General features: G+C 44.8%; 13 protein-coding genes, 1 pseudogene and 1 other annotated feature. Of the genes and pseudogenes, 13 read left to right on the top strand and 1 reads right to left on the bottom strand.

Translation table 11 applies throughout. The annotated features are described in order from the left end of the window. Window positions 1-147 precede the first annotated feature (147 nt). The 3 genes from CYL18_RS04265 to argS all read left to right on the top strand — a co-directional run bounded on the left by CYL18_RS04265 (window position 148) and on the right by argS (window position 4,586). Entirely contained in the window at window positions 148-480 is a 333-nt protein-coding gene (locus tag CYL18_RS04265) for a thioredoxin family protein (protein WP_104848190.1), read from the top strand. A gap of 316 nt (window positions 481-796) precedes the next feature. Beyond that, window positions 797-2,464 carry a M14 family metallopeptidase gene (locus tag CYL18_RS04270; protein ID WP_104848191.1) on the top strand — a complete coding sequence of 556 codons (1,668 nt, stop codon included), beginning with the start codon at window positions 797-799 and terminating at the stop codon, window positions 2,462-2,464. A 169-nt stretch (window positions 2,465-2,633) separates the two neighbouring features. Beyond that, window positions 2,634-2,853 (top strand) — a binding site (T-box leader). 47 nt (window positions 2,854-2,900) lie between these two features. Next, entirely contained in the window at window positions 2,901-4,586 is a 1,686-nt protein-coding gene (gene argS / locus CYL18_RS04275) for an arginine--tRNA ligase (RefSeq protein ID WP_104848192.1), read from the top strand. Between the two features lie 66 nt (window positions 4,587-4,652). Here the strand turns inward: argS and CYL18_RS19680 are convergent. Continuing rightward, window positions 4,653-4,733: pseudogene (locus CYL18_RS19680) on the bottom strand (hypothetical protein); the annotation flags it as partial. Between the two features lie 263 nt (window positions 4,734-4,996). On the opposite strand from CYL18_RS19680, the gene CYL18_RS04280 reads away from it, so the two are divergent. From CYL18_RS04280 to CYL18_RS04325, 10 genes are all read left to right on the top strand, one after another. Beyond that, the gene (locus tag CYL18_RS04280; RefSeq protein WP_104848193.1) at window positions 4,997-5,965 is read left to right on the top strand and encodes a tRNA dihydrouridine synthase; all 969 of its coding nucleotides are present in this window, start codon (window positions 4,997-4,999) and stop codon (window positions 5,963-5,965) included. A gap of 567 nt (window positions 5,966-6,532) precedes the next feature. Beyond that, complete coding sequence (locus CYL18_RS04285; RefSeq protein ID WP_104848194.1) at window positions 6,533-8,089, top strand: acyl-CoA synthetase; 1,557 nt, start codon at window positions 6,533-6,535, stop codon at window positions 8,087-8,089. Between the two features lie 162 nt (window positions 8,090-8,251). Then, complete coding sequence (locus CYL18_RS04290; protein WP_104848195.1) at window positions 8,252-9,148, top strand: R2-like ligand-binding oxidase; 897 nt, start codon at window positions 8,252-8,254, stop codon at window positions 9,146-9,148. A 12-nt stretch (window positions 9,149-9,160) separates the two neighbouring features. Continuing rightward, window positions 9,161-10,678, top strand: coding sequence for an aldehyde dehydrogenase family protein (locus CYL18_RS04295; RefSeq protein WP_104848196.1), 1,518 nt, complete (start codon window positions 9,161-9,163; stop codon window positions 10,676-10,678). 24 nt (window positions 10,679-10,702) lie between these two features. Next, window positions 10,703-11,905, top strand: a complete 1,203-nt coding sequence (locus CYL18_RS04300) for an iron-containing alcohol dehydrogenase (RefSeq protein WP_104848197.1) — start codon at window positions 10,703-10,705, stop codon at window positions 11,903-11,905. A gap of 23 nt (window positions 11,906-11,928) precedes the next feature. Further along, window positions 11,929-13,449: a class I adenylate-forming enzyme family protein gene (locus tag CYL18_RS04305; RefSeq protein WP_104848198.1), complete on the top strand. Its 1,521-nt coding sequence runs from the start codon at window positions 11,929-11,931 to the stop codon at window positions 13,447-13,449. A 157-nt stretch (window positions 13,450-13,606) separates the two neighbouring features. Then, complete coding sequence (locus tag CYL18_RS04310) at window positions 13,607-15,667, top strand: sigma-54-dependent Fis family transcriptional regulator (RefSeq protein WP_236636227.1); 2,061 nt, start codon at window positions 13,607-13,609, stop codon at window positions 15,665-15,667. A gap of 33 nt (window positions 15,668-15,700) precedes the next feature. Next, complete coding sequence (locus tag CYL18_RS04315) at window positions 15,701-16,687, top strand: NAD(P)H-dependent flavin oxidoreductase (RefSeq protein WP_104848200.1); 987 nt, start codon at window positions 15,701-15,703, stop codon at window positions 16,685-16,687. A gap of 192 nt (window positions 16,688-16,879) precedes the next feature. Beyond that, window positions 16,880-18,016, top strand: a complete 1,137-nt coding sequence (locus CYL18_RS04320; RefSeq protein WP_104848201.1) for an acyl-CoA dehydrogenase family protein — start codon at window positions 16,880-16,882, stop codon at window positions 18,014-18,016. Between the two features lie 14 nt (window positions 18,017-18,030). After that, on the top strand, window positions 18,031-19,182 hold the full coding sequence (locus tag CYL18_RS04325) for a thiolase family protein (RefSeq protein WP_104848202.1): 1,152 nt from the start codon (window positions 18,031-18,033) through the stop codon (window positions 19,180-19,182). Window positions 19,183-19,206: the final 24 nt, after the last annotated feature.

Genomic DNA, 19,206 nt, shown 5'->3' on the forward strand with positions numbered 1-19,206 from the left:
ATTAGAAAACGATACTGGTGGGAAGCTTATTAGTGGATTTGATTATGATACACATACTTCAGCTATCTCCTCTAAAAGCTTTTAACTTCAAATTCGTCGATAGTTATCCTTATAATAAATTCATGGGTATGATGAGGAGCTGAAAACATGAAGCAAATAGAAGAATTGACTTCCTTAAATAAGATTGAAGATTTCCTGCAACAAAATAATATGAGCTTTTTATATATCTCAAGGCAGGAGTGCAGTGTCTGCCATGCTGTTTTACCGCAATTGAGGGAATTGCTCGATCACTATCCGCTGATCCGTTTAGGGCATATCGATGCAAATGTAGTGCCGGAGGTTGCGGCTGCTTATAATATTTTGACAGTACCAGTGCTGCTATATTTCATTGAAGGACAAGAGGTCTTGAGAAAAGCGAGATTCATTCATTTTGATGAATTAGCTGAACAGATAGAGAAAATAGTCGAATTGAATAAGTAAGGGAAATCTTAGTCCTGATTAGTGATGGCTAGTCGGGATTTGTTTTTTTGAAGAAAGCGTTAATCCATTAGGGTTAGCGCTTGTTCTGTTTAAACGATAATGCAATCTGGGCAGGCTATAATCAGAATGGTTATTCGTGTGCAGAAGAGGCAAGTTTGCTTGAAGTAGGACGGTTTTCACTGAGGCTTCGTACCTGTTTTCTAGGTTGCCTGAAATCGTATAGCTTTCCATTATCCTATTTTCTGGGAAAGAAGAGGAATTTGGAAGAATTTCGGCGAATAATGGCAGTAAGGTAAGAAGAACTGAGGAGGAAACCATGAAAAAATTGACGAAGAAGACTACTAGTGCTGCCATTGCCCTTGCGATCGGAAGTGCCTTACTTGCGTCTGTCCTGCCGGCGAGTGCTGCACAGGAAGATGAATTCATACCCTATTATGGAAAGGGGCCAAGCTATATTCAACCAGATGATATCTCGCATTTATTTCCTAAACCTCAGATGAAGTTCCAAACACCTGGCTTTGCGAAAGGGAAAACCGCCTTCACTAGCCAGGAAGAAATGACCGCATTCCTGAAAAAGTTATCCAAGAAAAATAAGCATATGAGCTATAAGATCATCGGCAAATCACTTGAAGGCAAAGAGATTCCGATGATTATCTTTAGCAAGAACCCAGACAATATCAAGAAGGATAAGAAAAAGCCGCTTATTTGGGTTCAGGGACAGATTCATGGAAATGAGCCGGCCGCTGGTGAATCCAATTTGGTTCTGGCGCAAATGATTGCCGAAGGAAAACTTGGCAATGTTCTTGATAAGGCAAATATCATTATCGTGCCGAGAATCAATCCGGATGGATCCTACTACTTCAAGCGTTTTATCGCAACCGATATGGATGCCAACAGGGATTATATGAAGGTTGAATATCCGGAGGTTCGTACGGTTTATAAGGCCATCAATGAATACCAGCCTGACGTGGTGTTGGACACGCATGAATATACGGTGAACTCTTCTCTCTTAACAAAATATGGGGAGGAGGGCTCCATTGCCTCCTATGATGTCTTAATTTCTTCTGCTAAGAACTTGAACATTCCAGAGGATCTGCGGAAGACGTCTGATAAGCTCTTGCTGCCGGATGTGCAAAAGGCATTGAAGAAAGAGAAGCTGAGCTTCCATGATTATTACACTTTATCCTCCTCGAACGGCAAGCTTGTCGCGGAAGAGGGAAGCACGGAAACTCGGATCGGGCGTAATGCGCTTGGATTGAAGAATACATTCACCTATCTGATTGAGACACGCGGCATCAATATCGGCCGGGCTGATTTTGAGCGGCGCGTATTTGCCCAGGTGACAGCCCAAACCAACTTTATCAAGTCAGCCATAAAGAATGCAGACAAGGTGAAGCGAACCGTTGAAGAGGCGCGCAAAACGGTTGTAAACAAAGGGAAGAATGCGAATGACAATGATAAGATTGTCATCATGAGCGAAAATAAACTCGTTCCTGACCAGGAGCTGACCGTCGTCGATCTTGCGAAAGCGTACAAAGTCGATATCCCGATTGATTGGAAAAGCTCGAGCGACGCCTATCCGACATTAGAGAGGGAAAGGCCAACCGCTTATATCCTTCCTCCTGCCTATCATTCTATTGCTGATAAGCTCAAGGTTCTTGGTGTGAAGGTGGAAAAGCTGAAGAAAAGCTCTAGCTTATCCGTTGAAAGCTATAAGGTGACAGAGAATGAAGTATCGACCCAGCTTGAAAGCGGACATTATACAAATAAGGTCAAAACAGAGGTCTCAACGAAAAAGAAAACCTTCCCGGCTGGAAGCTATGTATTTAAGATGGATCAGCCAAATGCCAATTACATCGCCTTGGCGCTTGAGCCGGAAGGCGTTGACAGCTATGTGACCTTCAATTTCATTCCGGTTGAAAAAGGGGATGAAATTCCTGTATACCGGTACATGGAGGAAGGCGGGCTTAGGACTAACAGATAAAAAGAATGAAATTTTGCAGCTGTTCCTTTATAGGGATAGCTGTGTTTAATTGTATGGAAAGATCAATTTCATCACTTTTTATATAGAAAAATCATATTGTGAATGGTCTAACTTTTTAAAAAATTATATTGAAAAAAAGATTGAGTGTTTAGTAAAATTAATTTATAAAATAAATTCAGTGAAGAAGAGAGTAGTAAGCTTTGATGCATACAGCGAATCAGGGACGGTGGAAGCCTGGTGGTGATCGAGTTTATGAAGCGCACTTTTGAGAAGGTATCCTGAACAATAAGGTAGGGATATCCGGGGATAACACCTCGTTAGCAAAGAAAGCCGGTTCAATTTTGAACAAGTAGAGTGGTACCGCGGGAACATAAACTCTCGTCTCTTTCCTATAGAGACGGGAGTTTTTTGTATTATAAAAAAAGGAGTGAATTGAATGAAATACGTACAAGAATTTGCAGCAGCACTCTATCCAAATGTGAAGGATGAACTCAGTTTAGAGCAGATTGAACAACTAATCGAAAAACCAAAATATAGCAATCAAGGCGATCTTGCCTTTCCTTGTTTTTCGTTGTCTAAAACGAGAAGGAAGGCTCCGCAGGCGATTGCTGCAGATATTAGCGGAAGTATATCTTCCCCATTATTTGAGAAAATTGAAGTGGTCGGCGGATATTTAAACGTCTTCTTGAAAAAGGATGTTGTCCTCCGGGAAGTGCTTGAAGAAATTTTATCCTCAAAGCAGCATTATGGCGATCAGCATGCAGGAGATGGACAGGTGGCAACCATTGACATGTCATCACCGAATATTGCGAAGCCTTTTTCGATGGGACATTTGCGCTCGACGGTTATTGGGAATGCTCTTTCCTTAATTTTACAGAAAAATGGCTTTGAGACCGTAAAGATTAACCATTTGGGTGATTGGGGGACACAATTTGGCAAGCTTATAACCGCTTATAAAAAGTGGGGCTCAGAAGAAGCGGTTGCTGCGCAGCCGATAAAAGAGCTGTTGAAGCTATATGTCCAATTCCACGATGAAGCGGTAAACAACCCGGCACTTGAAGATGAGGCGAGAAAATGGTTCAAGCTTCTAGAGGATGGCAATGAAGAGGCGAGAGCGCTTTGGCAATGGTTCAGGGATGAATCGTTAAAGGAATTCTCGGGGATTTATGATTTAATGGGCATTGAATTTGATTCCTTTGCCGGTGAAGCTTTTTATAATGACAAAATGGATGTCATCATTGAACAATTAGAGCGCATGAATTTATTGACATCATCAGATGGGGCGGAGGTTGTTAAGCTCGATGACCAAGATCTTCCTCCTGCTCTTATTCGAAAATCAGATGGTGCTACCCTTTATGCCACACGTGATTTGGCAGCTGCATATTATCGACAAAACACGTACCATTTCAGCAAGGCTTTATATGTAGTGGGGAATGAACAATCCCATTACTTTAAACAATTAAAGGCTGTATTAAAGAAAATGCAATTTGATTGGGCAGATGAAGTCATTCATATCCCATTTGGCATGATGCAAAAGGACGGCAAAAAGATGTCTACCCGTAAAGGGAAGGTTGTTCTTTTAGAGGAAGTGCTGAATGAATCGATTGATACTGTTCTAAACACAATCAATGAACGCAACCCTGAGCTTGCGCATAAAGAGGAGGTTGCGAAAAACGTTGGTGTAGGTGCGGTTGTGTTCCACGATTTGAAAAACTATCGATGTAATGATATTGAATTCTCGCTCGAAGAACTCCTCCGTTTCGAAGGAGAAACAGGTCCATATGTCCAATATACACATGCAAGAGCGTGTTCATTGCTGCGAAAAGGCGGATGGAAGGAAGAACGTGACATTCAGCTGAGCGGTGTTGAAGAGTGGTCGATTATTAAAGAATTGCAGGAGTTTCCGGAAGTCATTCGTAAAGCCTGCGATAAATATGACCCATCACTTGTTGCCAAGTACGCCATTGATTTAGCTCAAACGTTCAATAAATACTATGCCGATGTAAGGATTTTGGCAGATGATGAGCATAAAAATGATCGATTGACACTTGTTTATTGTGTAACGGTTGTATTGGCGGAAGCATTGAGACTATTAGGAGTTGGTGCTCCGAAGGAAATGTAAGGTAGTATGATTGAATTATTTTTGTCTAAATAGACGATGGAAATACTACATTAGGCGGGTTGAGCCCTAGATATAGGGACTCAACCCGCCTGTTTTTCTATGGTAACGCTTATTATAGTAGAACTTTATGTATTGCTCCATAGCGTCATTTAACTTCTCAGATTATGTTGTCCCCGAAATACCCTCTACTTGGAAATATCGATGCAGCGGTCGGCACTTATTTATATATATCTTTTCTTTTCCAGTTCTCTTTGCACTTTTGGCTATGAATCGGTAAAATTGATATGTTAAAATAAACGCTGTTTGATAAGTTATTATTAGGCATGCTATAAGTGTATAAAAGGTAAGGCTTTTGTCGTTTTTAGAGATGACAGGGTCTGATTGTATAATGAGAGGATTTGAATAGAACGATGAAAGAGAATTTTTGGCTCGATCTGCCGAGACCATTTTTTATACTGGCACCAATGGAGGATGTGACAGACGTTGTGTTCCGTCATGTCGTGAGTGAGGCAGCCAGACCGGATGTATTTTTCACGGAGTTTGCCAATTCGGAGAGTTATTGTCATCCTGAGGGAAAGGACAGTGTACGCGGCCGGCTGACTTTCACAGAGGATGAACAGCCGATTGTCGCTCATATTTGGGGAGATAAGCCTGAATATTTCCGTCAAATGAGCATCGGAATGGCGGAGCTCGGATTTAAGGGAATCGATATTAATATGGGGTGCCCTGTGCCGAATGTGGCGGAAAACGGGAAGGGAAGCGGTCTGATTTGCCGTCCGGAGCTTGCAGCAGAGCTCATCCAAGCCGCTAAAGCAGGGGGCTTGCCCGTTAGCGTGAAAACAAGACTTGGCTTCACAGAAGTGGATGAATGGCGTGATTGGCTGACCCATATATTGAAGCAGGATATCGTGAACCTGTCCATTCACCTTCGTACAAGAGAGGAAATGAGTAAGGTAGACGCGCATTGGGAGCTGATTCCTGAGATTAAGAAGCTTCGTGATGAGGTGGCGCCTAATACGCTTTTGACTATTAACGGTGATATTCTTGACCGTCAAATAGGTATGGAGCTTGCTGAGAAATATGGTGTGGATGGAGTCATGATTGGCCGCGGCATTTTTAAAAATCCATTTGCCTTTGAGAAGGAACCAAAGGAACATAGCAGTAAAGAGCTGCTTGATCTCCTGCGACTGCATTTGGACCTGCATGATCAATACTCAAGCATTGAACGTCGTCCATACAAACCGCTGACACGCTTTTTCAAGATTTATGTCAAAGGCTTCCGCGGGGCAAGTGAACTGAGAAATCAGCTGATGAACACGAACTCGACAGATGAAGCGCGAGCATTGCTCGATCAATTTGAACTCCCTGGTGAGGAATAGAATCTAATATAAGACGGAAGAACGATTGGTTTTTCCGTCTTCTTTTATATCATAAAGACGTGCAAAATATACCCTATTAGTGAACTGCCCCTTCAATTGTTAGATAGAATTTCAATTGAAGGGGCAGTATTTTTTAGAAAAATTCCCCTAAAAGGCTGTTTATGATGAGGATAGAAAAGTCTATGTGTACTATTTAAATGGGTAATTGTTTGTTTAAAATTAATAAATCCTGTATGTTCACCTCCCAAAGAACAGTAAGGACGCTATAAAATGAAAGGTTATTCTTAGTCTTTGTGAGGCGGAAGGATAGCCTTTATACAATCTCAGATTTTTGTAGAGGACAAGTCTGTCCGATTTATACACATATCTATTTATCGCTTGTAGGTTCTAAGCTACAGTTTATACTACCTAATCTGACAGAGTATTTGAGCCTTTCTCGTTCTGGCAAGATACCATCCTATTTTCATCCCTTTATTGTGACTAATGATCCTTCTGGCATGAATATTGCATTTTATACTTCTAGATGCAGCACATGGCTGCGCATATCCTGTAAGGAGGTGGCAATTATTGACGACATCCAGTTTGCACTTATCTCGATCATTGCTGATTGGTGAGCACTTACGGAGGAGTGCCCATAAAGCTCCGGATAAGGAGGCCTACATATTCGGCGAAAAGCGATTGACCTATCGGCAGACAGAGGAGCGGGCAATCCATTTGGCTGGCTGGCTTCAGGGAAGGGGAGTGGATTATGACGATAAAGTGGGGTTCCTGCTGTTTAACGGAATTCCCTTCATAGAAATCTTTTATGGAGTATCTTTGACAGGTGCCTTAGGGGTGCCGATCAATTTCAGGCTCAATAGTGATGAGCTGCAATATATCATTGCGAATTCAGATTGCAAGATTTTGTTTATCGACCGGAAGCTTCTTCCGTCTTTTGAGCTCATTAAGGACCGCTGTCCGCTTGTTCAAGAAATCGTAGTCATTGGCGGGGAGACTGAATTAGGATATTTGAGCTATGAACGTATTTATGGGGAAGAAACGGAGTATGTCCCAATTGACCGTCTGAACGGGGATGACGGTGCGCTCATCATGTACACCTCAGGCACGACAGGATTGCCGAAGGGGGCCGTACTGACTCATAACAATCTGTATATTAACGGCATGAACCAAGTCATGACAGCTGGTTTGAATCCTGATTTCAAACAATTAATTGTTGCCCCATTATTTCACATCGCGGCTATTTCTACGCTTTTATATCCCATCCAAGGAACCACTGTCATACATCAGCAATTTGATTCTGAACAAGTACTGAAAACGATTGAGAAGGAAAGAATTAATTTCATATTTCTGGCCCCAACGATGTGGCAAATGCTCGTCGATCATGAGAATATCGGAAACTATGATTTAACCTCAATGAAAAGATGCTCTGCAGGCAGTGCACCCTGCTCAATCGCATTGAAGGAAAAGATTGCCCGCTATTTTCCAAATGGAGAACTGCGCGATCCGTTCGGACAAACAGAAATGAGTCCGGTCGCTACCTGTCTCAATCCCGAGGATTCCATCCGCAAGAACACATCAGTCGGCAAGCCTGTCGTAAATGTAGAGGTTCGTGTGGTCGATGAACAGATGAATGATGTGCCGCTTGGCGAAATTGGGGAGATTGTGTACCGAGGACCTACGCTTATGAAGGAATATTACAAGAATCCTGAAGCAACAGAGGAGGCATTCAGGGGAGGTTGGTTTCATAGCGGAGACTTAGTGCGGATGGATGATGAAGGATTCATCTATGTCGTTGACCGCAAAAAGGACATGATCATCAGCGGCGGAGAAAATATTTATCCGGCTGAAATCGAGCAAGTTCTGATAAAGCACCCTGACATTAAAGAATGTGCAGTCATCGGGGCGGCAGATGAGAAATGGGGAGAAAGCGTGAAGGCGGTCATCGTAAAAAGAGAAGGGGCAGAGCTTAATGAAGAGGATATTATCCGCTTTTGCCAAAATCAGCTGTCTTCCTATAAGAAGCCGAGACAGGTTCAGTTCCTGGATGCCTTGCCGCGTAATGCAGCAGGGAAAATACTGAAAAAGGCATTGAGGCAGGCAGAGGAAGGGGTAACAGGAGGATAAATCTTAGAGTTTATAATCCTGCTTACTCGATGATATTCTGTCTTTCCAACTCAAGCTGGTATGGAACTTTCATTAAATAAAGAATGGTAGAACACTAAAATGTAAGCGCTTTTATAAAAGGGTCGGTTTTAACCAAATTGCAATTATCCAGGAGGGGTAGAAATGCGCGAGTATGCAATGGTCAAACAATCAATTAATAAGGATTCGCTTCCTTATAGATTATATCAAAAGGCGAAACGGCACGGTGTATGGGATCCGATTGACATTGATTTCTCACAGGATAAGGAGGATTGGCAGAAGCTAAATCCTGCGCAGCAGCAAGAAGTTCTTAGTACGATTGCTTTATTTATTGGTGGGGAAGAAGCGGTAACAGCGGATATTCTCCCTATGATTATGGCTGTTACGAAAAAAGGATGGTTTGAAGAGGAGACCTATCTGACGACTTTTTTGTTTGAAGAAGCGAAGCATGCGGAATTTTTCAGTCTGTTTTTAGAAGAAATAGGGGTGACGGATGATTTGAGCGATCTCCTTAGGCCTGGCTATCGTCAATTGTTTGATGAGATTCTCCCAAATGCGATGGGCCGGCTTCTAGATGATCAGTCTCCTGAAGCGATGGTGGATGCGGCTGTTACGTACAATATGTTCGCCGAGGGAGTTCTTGCTGAAACAGGTTATTGGTTCTTTTACGAAGGGTTATCCAAAATCAATCTCATGCCTGGACTTATGGAAGGGATCCGCAATATCAAACGGGATGAGGGGAGGCATATTGGATTTGGAACCTATTTGATCCAGCGCCTCATTCATGAAAAACCGGAATTGTTCGATCGGGTGCAGGAGAGGCTTCAGGAATTATTGCCGATTGCGGCTGCATTGACAGCCAGGGATGAATCAACTGTATACGTCAACGAAGATGGCAAATATGTCACAAGCCTTGGGTTTGAAGATGGCAAATCGATGGAATATGCCTTAAAGCAGCTGACGACCCGTATTGAAGTACTCTCACGTGCAAAGGACAAGAGCCTTGATGAAATCAATGAGACCGATGTTATTTTTGAATAAGGAGGAGATAGGATGAGCACGGAGACGAAAGTGCAGGAATTTGCCCAATTTATTAATGGTGAATGGAAACCGGGCTGTGGCGGTGCGACTTTTGATGTCTTAAACCCGGCAGACGGAGAAGTGGTGGCAAAAGCATCAAAAGCGACAGCTGAGGATGTGAATATGGCTGTTCAAAGTGCAAAGGAAACCTTCGAATCAGGTGTTTGGTCGAAGAAATCTCAAAAGGAACGGACGCAAATCATGCTGAGTTTTGCCGGGAAGATCAAGGAGCATGCCCAAGAGCTTATCTACCTAGAGGGAATTAGTACAGGTGCAACGGTTCGGAAGATTGGCGGGGCAGACATCATGCAGCTGATTCTGTGTTTGCAGCAGACAGCAAATATGTCCTTGAAGTATGAGATGACAGAGCATCTGCCGGTCATGGAGACGTTTGGCCCGAATCGAACCCAGCTCGTTCGAGAGCCGCTTGGTGTCGTGGCGGCAATCACTCCATTTAACTTCCCGCTCGTGCTGGCGATGTGGAAGATCGCTCCGGCGATTGCGATGGGCAATTCCATCATCGTGAAGCCGGCATCTGACACACCGCTTGGGACACTGAAACTGGCTGAATTAGCGATTGAAGCCGGTTTGCCAAAGGGGGTCTTTAATGTTATCACCGGTCTTGGCTCAGAGGTGGGCGAAGCATTGGTTAAGCATCCTGATATCAGGAAGGTGGCATTCACCGGTTCTACAGAAATTGGGAAGAAAATCATGGAACAATCAGCTTCCACGGTTAAGAAGGTCACCCTCGAGCTGGGCGGTAAGGCAGCGGCCATCGTCTTGCCGGATGCTGATTTTGAGCTGACGATACCAGGTGTATTGCTGGGCGTGTTCTTCCATGCCGGCCAGGTATGCGAGGCGAGCACGCGTGTTCTTGTCCATGAAAGTATATACGAGCCGGTAATCGAGCAATTAGCCGCCATGACGGAAAAAATAAAATTAGGCCATCCGCTTGACCCAAGCACAGGGATGGGGCCAGTCATTTCCGAGAAGCAAATGAATAAGGTTTTGGATTATATCGAATCAGGGAAGGATGAGGGCGCCCGTCTTGTATGCGGAGGCAAGCGAGCTGAAGGTCCTGGTCTCGATAATGGCTATTATATTGAGCCGACGATCTTTGCGGATGTCACGAATGATATGCGGATTGCACAAGAGGAAATTTTCGGTCCTGTCCTCTGCGTGATGAAATATAAAGAGATTGATGAAGCAATCAATATTGCTAATGACACGAACTATGGCTTGTCTGCTGGTATCTGGTCAAGGGACGTAACAACCGCAAATGAGATCGCCACAAAACTTGAGGCAGGAACGGTGTGGGTCAATGAGTGGCATGTCTTCCGTAATGATGCCCCGTTTGGCGGATATAAGGAAAGTGGTCTCGGACGTGAGCTTGGCATGCAGGTGTTTAACGAATATACGGAACTAAAAAGCATCATTACCTCCCTTACCACCGAGAATAAGCAGCGTCAGGCACTGGGACTGATTTTTTAATAATAAAAGGAATGGAGAGATACGATGAAAAAGACCTCGTACTATGAATTTACGCATCGTTCCAATATTCGAAGCGGTGCAGGAACACATATCCTCGTCCCAGACTTGATTCACGCGCTTGGAGGCAGGCGGCCTGTACTGTATTCGGATAAGGGCCTGACGCAAGCAGGACTGACAAAGAAAATTGAACGGCTATTTGAGATGGTCCCAGGTATTCAGCTGGCAGGTGTATTTGATGATGTAACACAAGACGCGAAATCGTCAAACATCAATAATGGCCTGAGCTATTTTAAGGAATGCAATGGGGATTCACTGATTGCCATAGGCGGCGGGTCGGTTCTTGACACGGCCAAGGCAATCAAATGGTGTATCCACAAAAATGTGAATCGGATTGAGGAAGCGCTGGCAGGCAATGTGCTTGAGGTCTGGCCAGATGCCACTCATATGGGAATTCCTCATATTTCGATAGCTACCACTGCTGGGACCGGTGCGGAGATCTCGGGCATTTCAGTTGTCCTGAATGAAAGGCTTGGCGTGAAATGCAATCTTTTGAATCCTTTCATCAATTCGGATATTGCGATTCTAGATCCGGAATTGACAATTGGGCTTCCGCCGAAGATCACGGCATTTACCGGAATGGATGCATTGACCCATGCGGTTGAGGGATATTTCTCCAATAAGTCAAATGCCATGGCCGATGCTTTTGCTCTTCATTCAGCGAAAATGATACGAGATAATCTGCCAACTGCGGTGTCTGATGGAGAGAATCGCGAAGCGAGAGCAAATATGCTCCAGGCAAGCGCAATGGCTATCACGAGCTTTGCCCTCGCCTTTTCTAATCTGCCAATCCATAATATGGCCCATGCCCTTGGCGCCAAATATGGCATACCGCATGGCTTGGCGAATGCAGTGCTAATGCCATCGGTCATGAAGCATTTGGCTCCGCTATACTTGCCGAAGGTAAAGGAGTTTGCCCATTCATTTGGCATGAAAGAAATTCCTGAATCTCCGGAGGAATGTCTAGAGCAATGCATCAATGAGATTATTGCCCTCCGCCAATCAGTCAACTTGCCGGATGATTTCTCTGAATATGAAATAGATGAGGTCGATATGGAAGAGATAATTTCTGCTGTTCAAAACGATCCATCCGGTCAAGCTTTCCGTATACCGGAGGACGTCATCACGGCTGTTTGCAAGGAAGTCCTTGGTGTAAAAGTAAGAGTCTGATTTGATCCTTAGGAGGGGAATCAATGAATATTGTTGAATTGCTTGAAAGCACAGCATCTAGGCTGCCGAACAAGCCTGCGCTCCATTTCCGCGGGTCATCCATAAATTATCGGGATTTGCTTGATAGCGTCTATTCCCATGCCGCTGGCTTGAAGGAGCATGGAGTGAAGAATGGAACGAAGGTAGCGTTGATGATGACCAATCGGCCGGAATATATTATTACCTATTTCGCCGTATTGGCAAATGGCGGAACAGTTGTCCCGATTAATCCAACCTTTAAGGAAAAAGAAACCTCCTATATCATCAATAATTCGGAGTCTGAGCTTTTGGTTATGGAGGAATTAACCCGGCCGGTAATTGAAAATGCAAAGAGTGAGTTTAAGTATATCCGTGAGATTTTCTATTATGGAACAGAAGAAAATTTGCCGTTTATGGAATGGCATGGACTGAGCTCCAAATCCAAAATATCGCATGCTGTGCCGCTTCCGTCTGATTCAGTTGCCCAAATCATTTACACATCAGGGACAACTGGTCATCCGAAGGGGGCTATGATTACTCATGACAATTTGAATTGGATGTCCATCGCGGCTGCTGTCACCAATCAGCTTTCATCAAAGGATCGAGTCTTATGTGTTTTACCTTTGTTTCATGCCTATGCGAAGCTGCAAGGATTTCTTTCGCCGATATCCCATGGCGCTGCCATCTATTTAGAGGAGAGGTTTCATCCAGTCGACACGCTTGAGAAATTAGCAAATGAAAAGATTACCGTCTTCCTTGGGGTACCGACGATGTACGCTCTCTTCTTGAGAAACCCGAAAATTAATGAGCATGATTTCTCTCATCTCAGAATTGCCGGCTGCGGAGGCGCTAGCCTTCCTGCTGAAATTCTCCAAAAAGCGAATCAGTCTCTCGGCGTTGATATTGGGGAAGGGTATGGACTGACTGAAAGTACGGTGATGCTGATGACCACTCCGCGCGACCTTCCGAAAAAAATCAAATCAGTCGGAATGCCTCTGCCAGGAGTGGAATTGAAAATTGTCGACCCAGAAGGAATGGAGACGGCTCCGCATCAGGTTGGTGAAATTATATTCCGGGGTCCGAATATGATGAAGGGATATTATAAGAAGCCGGACGAAACAGAGAATACGATTAAGGATGGCTGGCTGTATACGGGAGACCTCGCCTATTATGATGAAGAAGGATATCATTTCATCGTTGACCGAAAAAAGGATATGATCATCCGCGGGGGCTTCAACATCTATCCGCGAGAGCTCGAGGAAGTGCTGTATGAGCATCCGGATATTCTAGAGTGCTCGGTGATTGGCCGTCCGGATGAGATTTTCGGTGAGAAGACGGTTGCGTATATCAATAAGAAGACACCGAATTTAACCGAGGAGGAAGTGAAGGCTTATTGTGCTGGCAAGCTAGCCGAATATAAGGTTCCTGATTTTGTCTGCTTTATCGAGGAGATTCCAAAGTCCGGAACCGGGAAGATTTTAAAGACTGTCTTGAAGGAACGTGACCGGAAGACCATTCAATCCTAAACTTGCAGGAGCAGGTTCATTCTCGCTTTTTCGCGACATGAACCTGCTCTATTTCTATTTTTGCCGACAAAAAAAGGAGTTCACTAGGCATCTGTTGAACCTAATAAGATATACAACGAGAAAGGAGAGATGAAACATTAAATCGGTAAAAGACATTATGAGTCCATTGGAACATTGTCTATCACCGACGAACACATTAGAGGAAGCCATTAACATCATGTACAGCCAGAAATGGAACACAGTACCCGTCACCAATCATTCAGGGAAGCTAATTGGGGTTTTTACGAGAAGCTCGATGTATCAAATGATCCTTTCAGATGTATCGAAGGATACGCCGATTAGCGACTACATAAAAAAGGCAGTCGGGACTGTTCTTGAGGACGTTGATTCTGAATTATTAGAGACGATGATCGCAAAGAGCCGGGTCGGTACTGGCATCATCATCAATAAAAGCGGTAAACCGGTTGGGCTTTTTACGAAAGCAAATGCGGTCATGAATTATGTGAAGGAAACGCAAATCTTGAAAAGTCAGCTCGAGAAAGTCATGGATACATCTAATCTTGGGGCGATCATGACAAATGAACAGGGGAAAATCATTTTTGCGAATGAGAAATGTGCCGAGATGATTGGGCGGCCGATGAATGAGATTATTGGTGAAGACATGGAAGCGTTTATTCCTCCTTTCAGCAAGCGTGATGATAAGCGTGAGTCCCATTTTCCACTAGTATTATACAAGCAGCATTATATTGTACGGCTGTCGAAATATAGCATCGATGAAGAAAAAGAAGGCTATATTGCCCTGTTTCAAAACGTCTCAGAGCTTGAGAAACTATCCGCTGAGCTGGAATCCCAGAAAAAGTGGGAGACCCTTCTGAAATCAGTAATCCATAATGCCTACGACGGGTTGGTTATGATTAATGAAGCAGAGGAAATCACCTTCATTAGCCCTTCCTTAACAGAGTTGTTCGAACTGGAACAGGGGCTGAAAGAGAAAACGAAGATTGATATGGTTCTTCCTCATCTTAAGCTTTCACAAGTGATGAATACAGGGGTTGCTGAAGTAAGCGATTTCATGGAAGTGAAGGGAATTAATTATCTTGTCCACAGAATCCCGGTCTATCAAGGCGAGAAAATCATCGGAGCAATCGGCAAGATTGTCTACCGTCAGTTACATGAGGTGCGAGAGGCGTTCAAGAGTGCGGAGGATGGGCAAAAGGAGACCTCTAAAAGGGAAGGGATGGAGAAATCCCGCTTCACCTTTAATGAGATTCTATCCAATGACAAGCAAATGGACAAGCTTATCCGCAGCGGAATCAAGGCAGCCAAAAGCAAAACGACCATCCTCATCTATGGAGAGAGCGGGACTGGAAAGGAATTATTCGCCCATGCGCTCCATAGCTCCAGTATGAATAGCAAAGGCCCCTTCATTACCGTAAATTGCGCAGCCATTCCAGAGCATTTGCTTGAATCAGAGTTTTTTGGTTATGAGGACGGCGCCTTTACGGGTGCGAAGCATAAAGGAAAGATTGGTAAATTTGATATGGCGCATGGCGGCACTCTTTTTCTTGATGAAATAGGGGATATGTCCCTCTCCATTCAAGCTAAACTGCTGCGCGTGCTGCAGGAGAGGGAATTTTATCGGGTTGGCGGAACCGAGCGAATCAAGGTGGATGTCAGAATTATCACGGCCACAAACCGACCGCTTGAGAAAATGGTGGCAGAGGGGACGTTTAGGGAGGACTTGTTTTACCGGCTCAATGTCATTTCCTTTGAAATCCCTCCTCTCAGAAAAAGAAAAAAGGATATCCTTCTCCTGAGTGAATCCTTTATCCAGGAGTTTAACCGCCAAAACGGAACAAGCATAACAGGATGGGAGCCCCTCTTTGAACAAGCCATCATGGATTATGATTGGCCCGGAAATATTCGGGAGCTTCGAAATGTATGGGAGAGGGCCATGATTTTTGCTGAAAATGGCAAGGTCCGTTTGGAGGACTTGCCGGATTATGTGCTGAAGAAGGCTGGCTATGATATTTTCCTGCAGGAGGAAGAGGAGGTTAGTGAGCTGCCTCTTTTAGAAAAGGCGGAGCAATTCGCGATTCAAAGAGCGCTTGAGATTTCCGGCGGGAACAAGAGTAAGGCTTGTATTTTACTCGGAATCAGCCGTTCGGTTTTATATGACAAATTAAAAAAATATAAGATGCCGTTATTGAAAGAATAAAGAAATGGCTATGTAGAAAGGGTGGAAGGAAGAATGAAGACAGATGTATTAAAGAAGCTAAAAGATGATTTAACGTTACCTGTAATTGTGGCACCGATGTTTATCGTATCAAAGACAGAAATGGTGCTGGCAAGCATGCGAGCAGGAGTGATTGGGACTTTTCCTACATTAAATGCGCGCACGAATGAAGAGCTTGAACAATGGTTTGAGCACATCACCCAAACCATTGAAGAGGAAAACAAGGCAACAGAAGGGCGTAAGCTTGCCCCGTGGGGTGTCAATCTTATCGTTCATCATACGAACCCGCGTTATGAGGAAGATTTAGCTTCCATCAAGAAATATAAGGTACCATTAGTGATTACCTCTCTCGGAAAACCGGTCAAGGAAGTAGAGGTCGTCCATGAGTATGGTGGGGCCGTCTTCTCGGATGTCATTAGCATTACGCATGCCAAAAAGGCGATTGAAGCCGGGGTCGATGGACTCATTCTTGTCTGCAATGGAGCAGGCGGCCACGGTGGCACCTTGAACCCATTTGCGTTTGTCGCAGAAGTCAGACAGTTTTTTGATGGCGTCATCATTCTTTCAGGAACTATTTCGAACGGGCAGGAAATTGCTGCGGCCCAAATGCTCGGGGCAGATTTTGCTTACATGGGCACTAGATTCATCGCGACAGAGGAAGCGAATGCAGTCGAAGCCTATAAAGAAATGCTCATCCAATCAACGGCGCATGACATCCTCTATACTGATGCCCTCAGCGGTGTCCGGGCTAATTATTTGATCCCAAGCATTGAGCGTGCCGGGTATGATCCTGATCAACTTGAAAAAACCGGGGAGATTAAGGTCGTTCATGCAGAAAATGAGAAAGAGTCAAAAGCTTGGAAAGATATCTGGTCTGCCGGCCAAGGAGTCGGCTCGATTAAGGACGTAAAGCCGGTGGCAGAATTAGTGGAGACGCTTCGGGATGAATATGCACAAGCTATCACAAAAATGAATGAACAATCAGCCATTCTGGTTAAATAATGTCCGAAAGGGTGGGTGGGAAGGTTTCCTGCCCTTTTCTCTATTTCTACACAAGCTGCCTCGGACTGTCCTAATTTCAGACAATGCAGTCTTACTTCGTCTTATATAACATGGAAGGGTGATTGGCACGGAACTTGCATCATGAACTAGTGTAAACTTCTTATCCATTCCAGAGCAAAGGAGCCAATATATATGGCCAGTTATTTAAAGGAAGAGCATCTGATTTTTCGGGATTCAGTCCGCAGGTTTTTGCAAAAAGAGGTTATCCCCTATTACCGAGAGTGGACAAAGCAGAAAAGCGTGCCGGATGACTTCTTTAAAAAAATGGGGGATCAAGGATTTCTCGTGCCATGGGCAGATGAGAAATATGGCGGATTCAATGCTGACTTCATTTATTCCGTCATTTTGGCAGAAGAATTTGAGCGGGTGGAAAGCGGGATTGGCGGCTGTGTTTTACATAATGATATTATCGTTCCCTATTTATATGATTTGGGCACGGAAGAGCAGCGTAAGCGATGGATCCCGAAATGCATCACGGGTGAATGGTCGACAGCCATTGCCATGACAGAGCCGGGAACAGGCTCAGACCTTGGCAATCTGCAGACAAGGGCCGTGCGTGATGGAGACCATTATATCATTACCGGTGAGAAAACCTTCATCTCCAATGGGCTGAGAGCCGGGCTTGTCATCGTCGCTTGCAAGACAGACCCGAGCGCCGGCCATAAGGGAATCAGCTTGATTGTTGTTGAGGAAGGTACTCCAGGATTTATCCGGGGCAAAAAATTAGAGAAAATCGGCCAGCCGGCAGGTGATACGTCTGAACTAATCTTTGAGGATGCGAGAGTGCCAGCTGACAATCTATTAGGGGAAGAAAACAAAGGGTTTTATTACCTGATGGAGAAGCTCCAGCAAGAAAGGCTGATGTGCGCCATCCAAGCAATAGCAGCGGCGGAGGAGTCCTTGCGAATAACAATTGACTATGTCAAGCAGCGGGAGGCTTTTGGAAAGCCGATTAGCAAGCTTCAAAACACACAATTTAAAATCGCTGAGATGGCGACAGAGGTCGCGCTGGGCCGGTCCTTTATTGATGATTTGATTGTCCGTCATATGGACGGAGAGGATGTCGTCACAGAGGTTAGCATGGCTAAATGGTGGGTGACGGACATGGCTAAGCGACTTGTTGCGAATTGCATGCAGCTGCATGGGGGTTATGGCTTCATGGAGGAGTATGCCATTGCCAGGCGTTACCGTGATATTGCCGTCACATCCATTTATGCTGGAACAAATGAAATCATGAAGCAAATAATTGCTAAAAAAATCGGCTTATAAAGGGGAACGAACAGATGAGAGAAGCAGTAATCGTAGAAGCGGTAAGAACGCCAGTAGGAAAGAGAAAAGGAGTTTTCAAGGATATCAGGCCGGATGACCTGCTGAGCTATGCGTTAAGGGAACTTGTTAAACGAGCGGGTATTTCGTCAGAATTGGTTGAAGACGTCATTATCGGCTGTGTTTCTCAGGTGGAAGAACAAGGTCTTAATATTGCGCGTTCTGCCGCGTTGGCGGCTGATTTTCCAATCAAGGTGCCGGGAACGACCATTGACCGGCAATGCGGCTCAAGCCAGCAGGCCATTCACTTTGCTGCCCAGGCTGTCCTCTCAGGCGATATGGATATTGTCATCGCGGGTGGAGTGGAAAGTATGACTAGGGTTCCGATGGGGTCAACAAGAAGGGAATCACGACCAAGTCCGCTGCTTTCAGAGCGATATGAATTAATTAACCAAGGACTATCAGCAGAAAGGATTGCTTCGAAATGGGGATATGACCGCACGCAACTGGATGAGTTTTCTTTACTAAGTCATCAGCGTGCGATTCATGCCCAGAATGAAGGACGTTTTGACAGAGAAATCATGCCGATTGAGGTCACAGAAGAAGATGGAACCAAGACACTTATCACTCAAGACGAAGGTCCGCGAAGGGGAACCTCTCTTGAGAAGCTTGCGTCCCTTCCGGCAGCCTTCAAGGAAGATGGGATCATCCATGCGGGGAATGCGAGTCAAATGAGTGATGGAGCAGCAGTCGTGTTGGTGATGTCGAAGGAGAAAGCATTGGAACTAGGATTAAAGCCTCGTTTCAAGCTTGTTGCCCGTACGGTCGTCGGTTCTGATCCAACACTTATGCTTACAGGTCCGATTGAGGCTACGAGAATGGTTTTGGAGAAGGCGGGTTTGTCTATAGAAGACATGGATTTATATGAAGTGAATGAGGCATTTGCGCCTGTGCCGCTGGCCTGGCTTGATGAAATTGGTGCTGATTTGAATAAGCTGAACGTGAATGGAGGAGCGATTGCCCTTGGCCATCCGCTTGGTGCGAGCGGGGCGCGCGTCATGACTACCCTCATGCATGAGCTAGAGCGGACAGGCGGGAAATATGGGCTTCAGGCCATTTGTGAAGGGGCCGGAATGGCCAATGCAACAATCCTTGAACGCTTAACATGATATCCAAAAATGAGGGAGGCTGAA

This window comes from Pradoshia eiseniae (assembly GCF_002946355.1).
Lineage (GTDB): Bacteria > Bacillota > Bacilli > Bacillales > Pradoshiaceae > Pradoshia > Pradoshia eiseniae.

Excerpts from the sequence above, each read along its gene's own strand:
- CYL18_RS04265 (WP_104848190.1), top strand. The coding sequence starts at position 148 with ATGAAGCAAATAGAAGAATTGACTTCCTTAAATAAGATTGAAGATTTC.
- CYL18_RS04270 (WP_104848191.1), top strand. The coding sequence starts at position 797 with ATGAAAAAATTGACGAAGAAGACTACTAGTGCTGCCATTGCCCTTGCG.
- argS (WP_104848192.1), top strand. The coding sequence starts at position 2,901 with ATGAAATACGTACAAGAATTTGCAGCAGCACTCTATCCAAATGTGAAG.
- CYL18_RS04280 (WP_104848193.1), top strand. The coding sequence starts at position 4,997 with ATGAAAGAGAATTTTTGGCTCGATCTGCCGAGACCATTTTTTATACTG.
- CYL18_RS04290 (WP_104848195.1), top strand. The coding sequence starts at position 8,252 with ATGCGCGAGTATGCAATGGTCAAACAATCAATTAATAAGGATTCGCTT.
- CYL18_RS04295 (WP_104848196.1), top strand. The coding sequence starts at position 9,161 with ATGAGCACGGAGACGAAAGTGCAGGAATTTGCCCAATTTATTAATGGT.
- CYL18_RS04300 (WP_104848197.1), top strand. The coding sequence starts at position 10,703 with ATGAAAAAGACCTCGTACTATGAATTTACGCATCGTTCCAATATTCGA.
- CYL18_RS04305 (WP_104848198.1), top strand. The coding sequence starts at position 11,929 with ATGAATATTGTTGAATTGCTTGAAAGCACAGCATCTAGGCTGCCGAAC.
- CYL18_RS04310 (WP_236636227.1), top strand. The coding sequence starts at position 13,607 with ATGAGTCCATTGGAACATTGTCTATCACCGACGAACACATTAGAGGAA.
- CYL18_RS04315 (WP_104848200.1), top strand. The coding sequence starts at position 15,701 with ATGAAGACAGATGTATTAAAGAAGCTAAAAGATGATTTAACGTTACCT.
- CYL18_RS04320 (WP_104848201.1), top strand. The coding sequence starts at position 16,880 with ATGGCCAGTTATTTAAAGGAAGAGCATCTGATTTTTCGGGATTCAGTC.
- CYL18_RS04325 (WP_104848202.1), top strand. The coding sequence starts at position 18,031 with ATGAGAGAAGCAGTAATCGTAGAAGCGGTAAGAACGCCAGTAGGAAAG.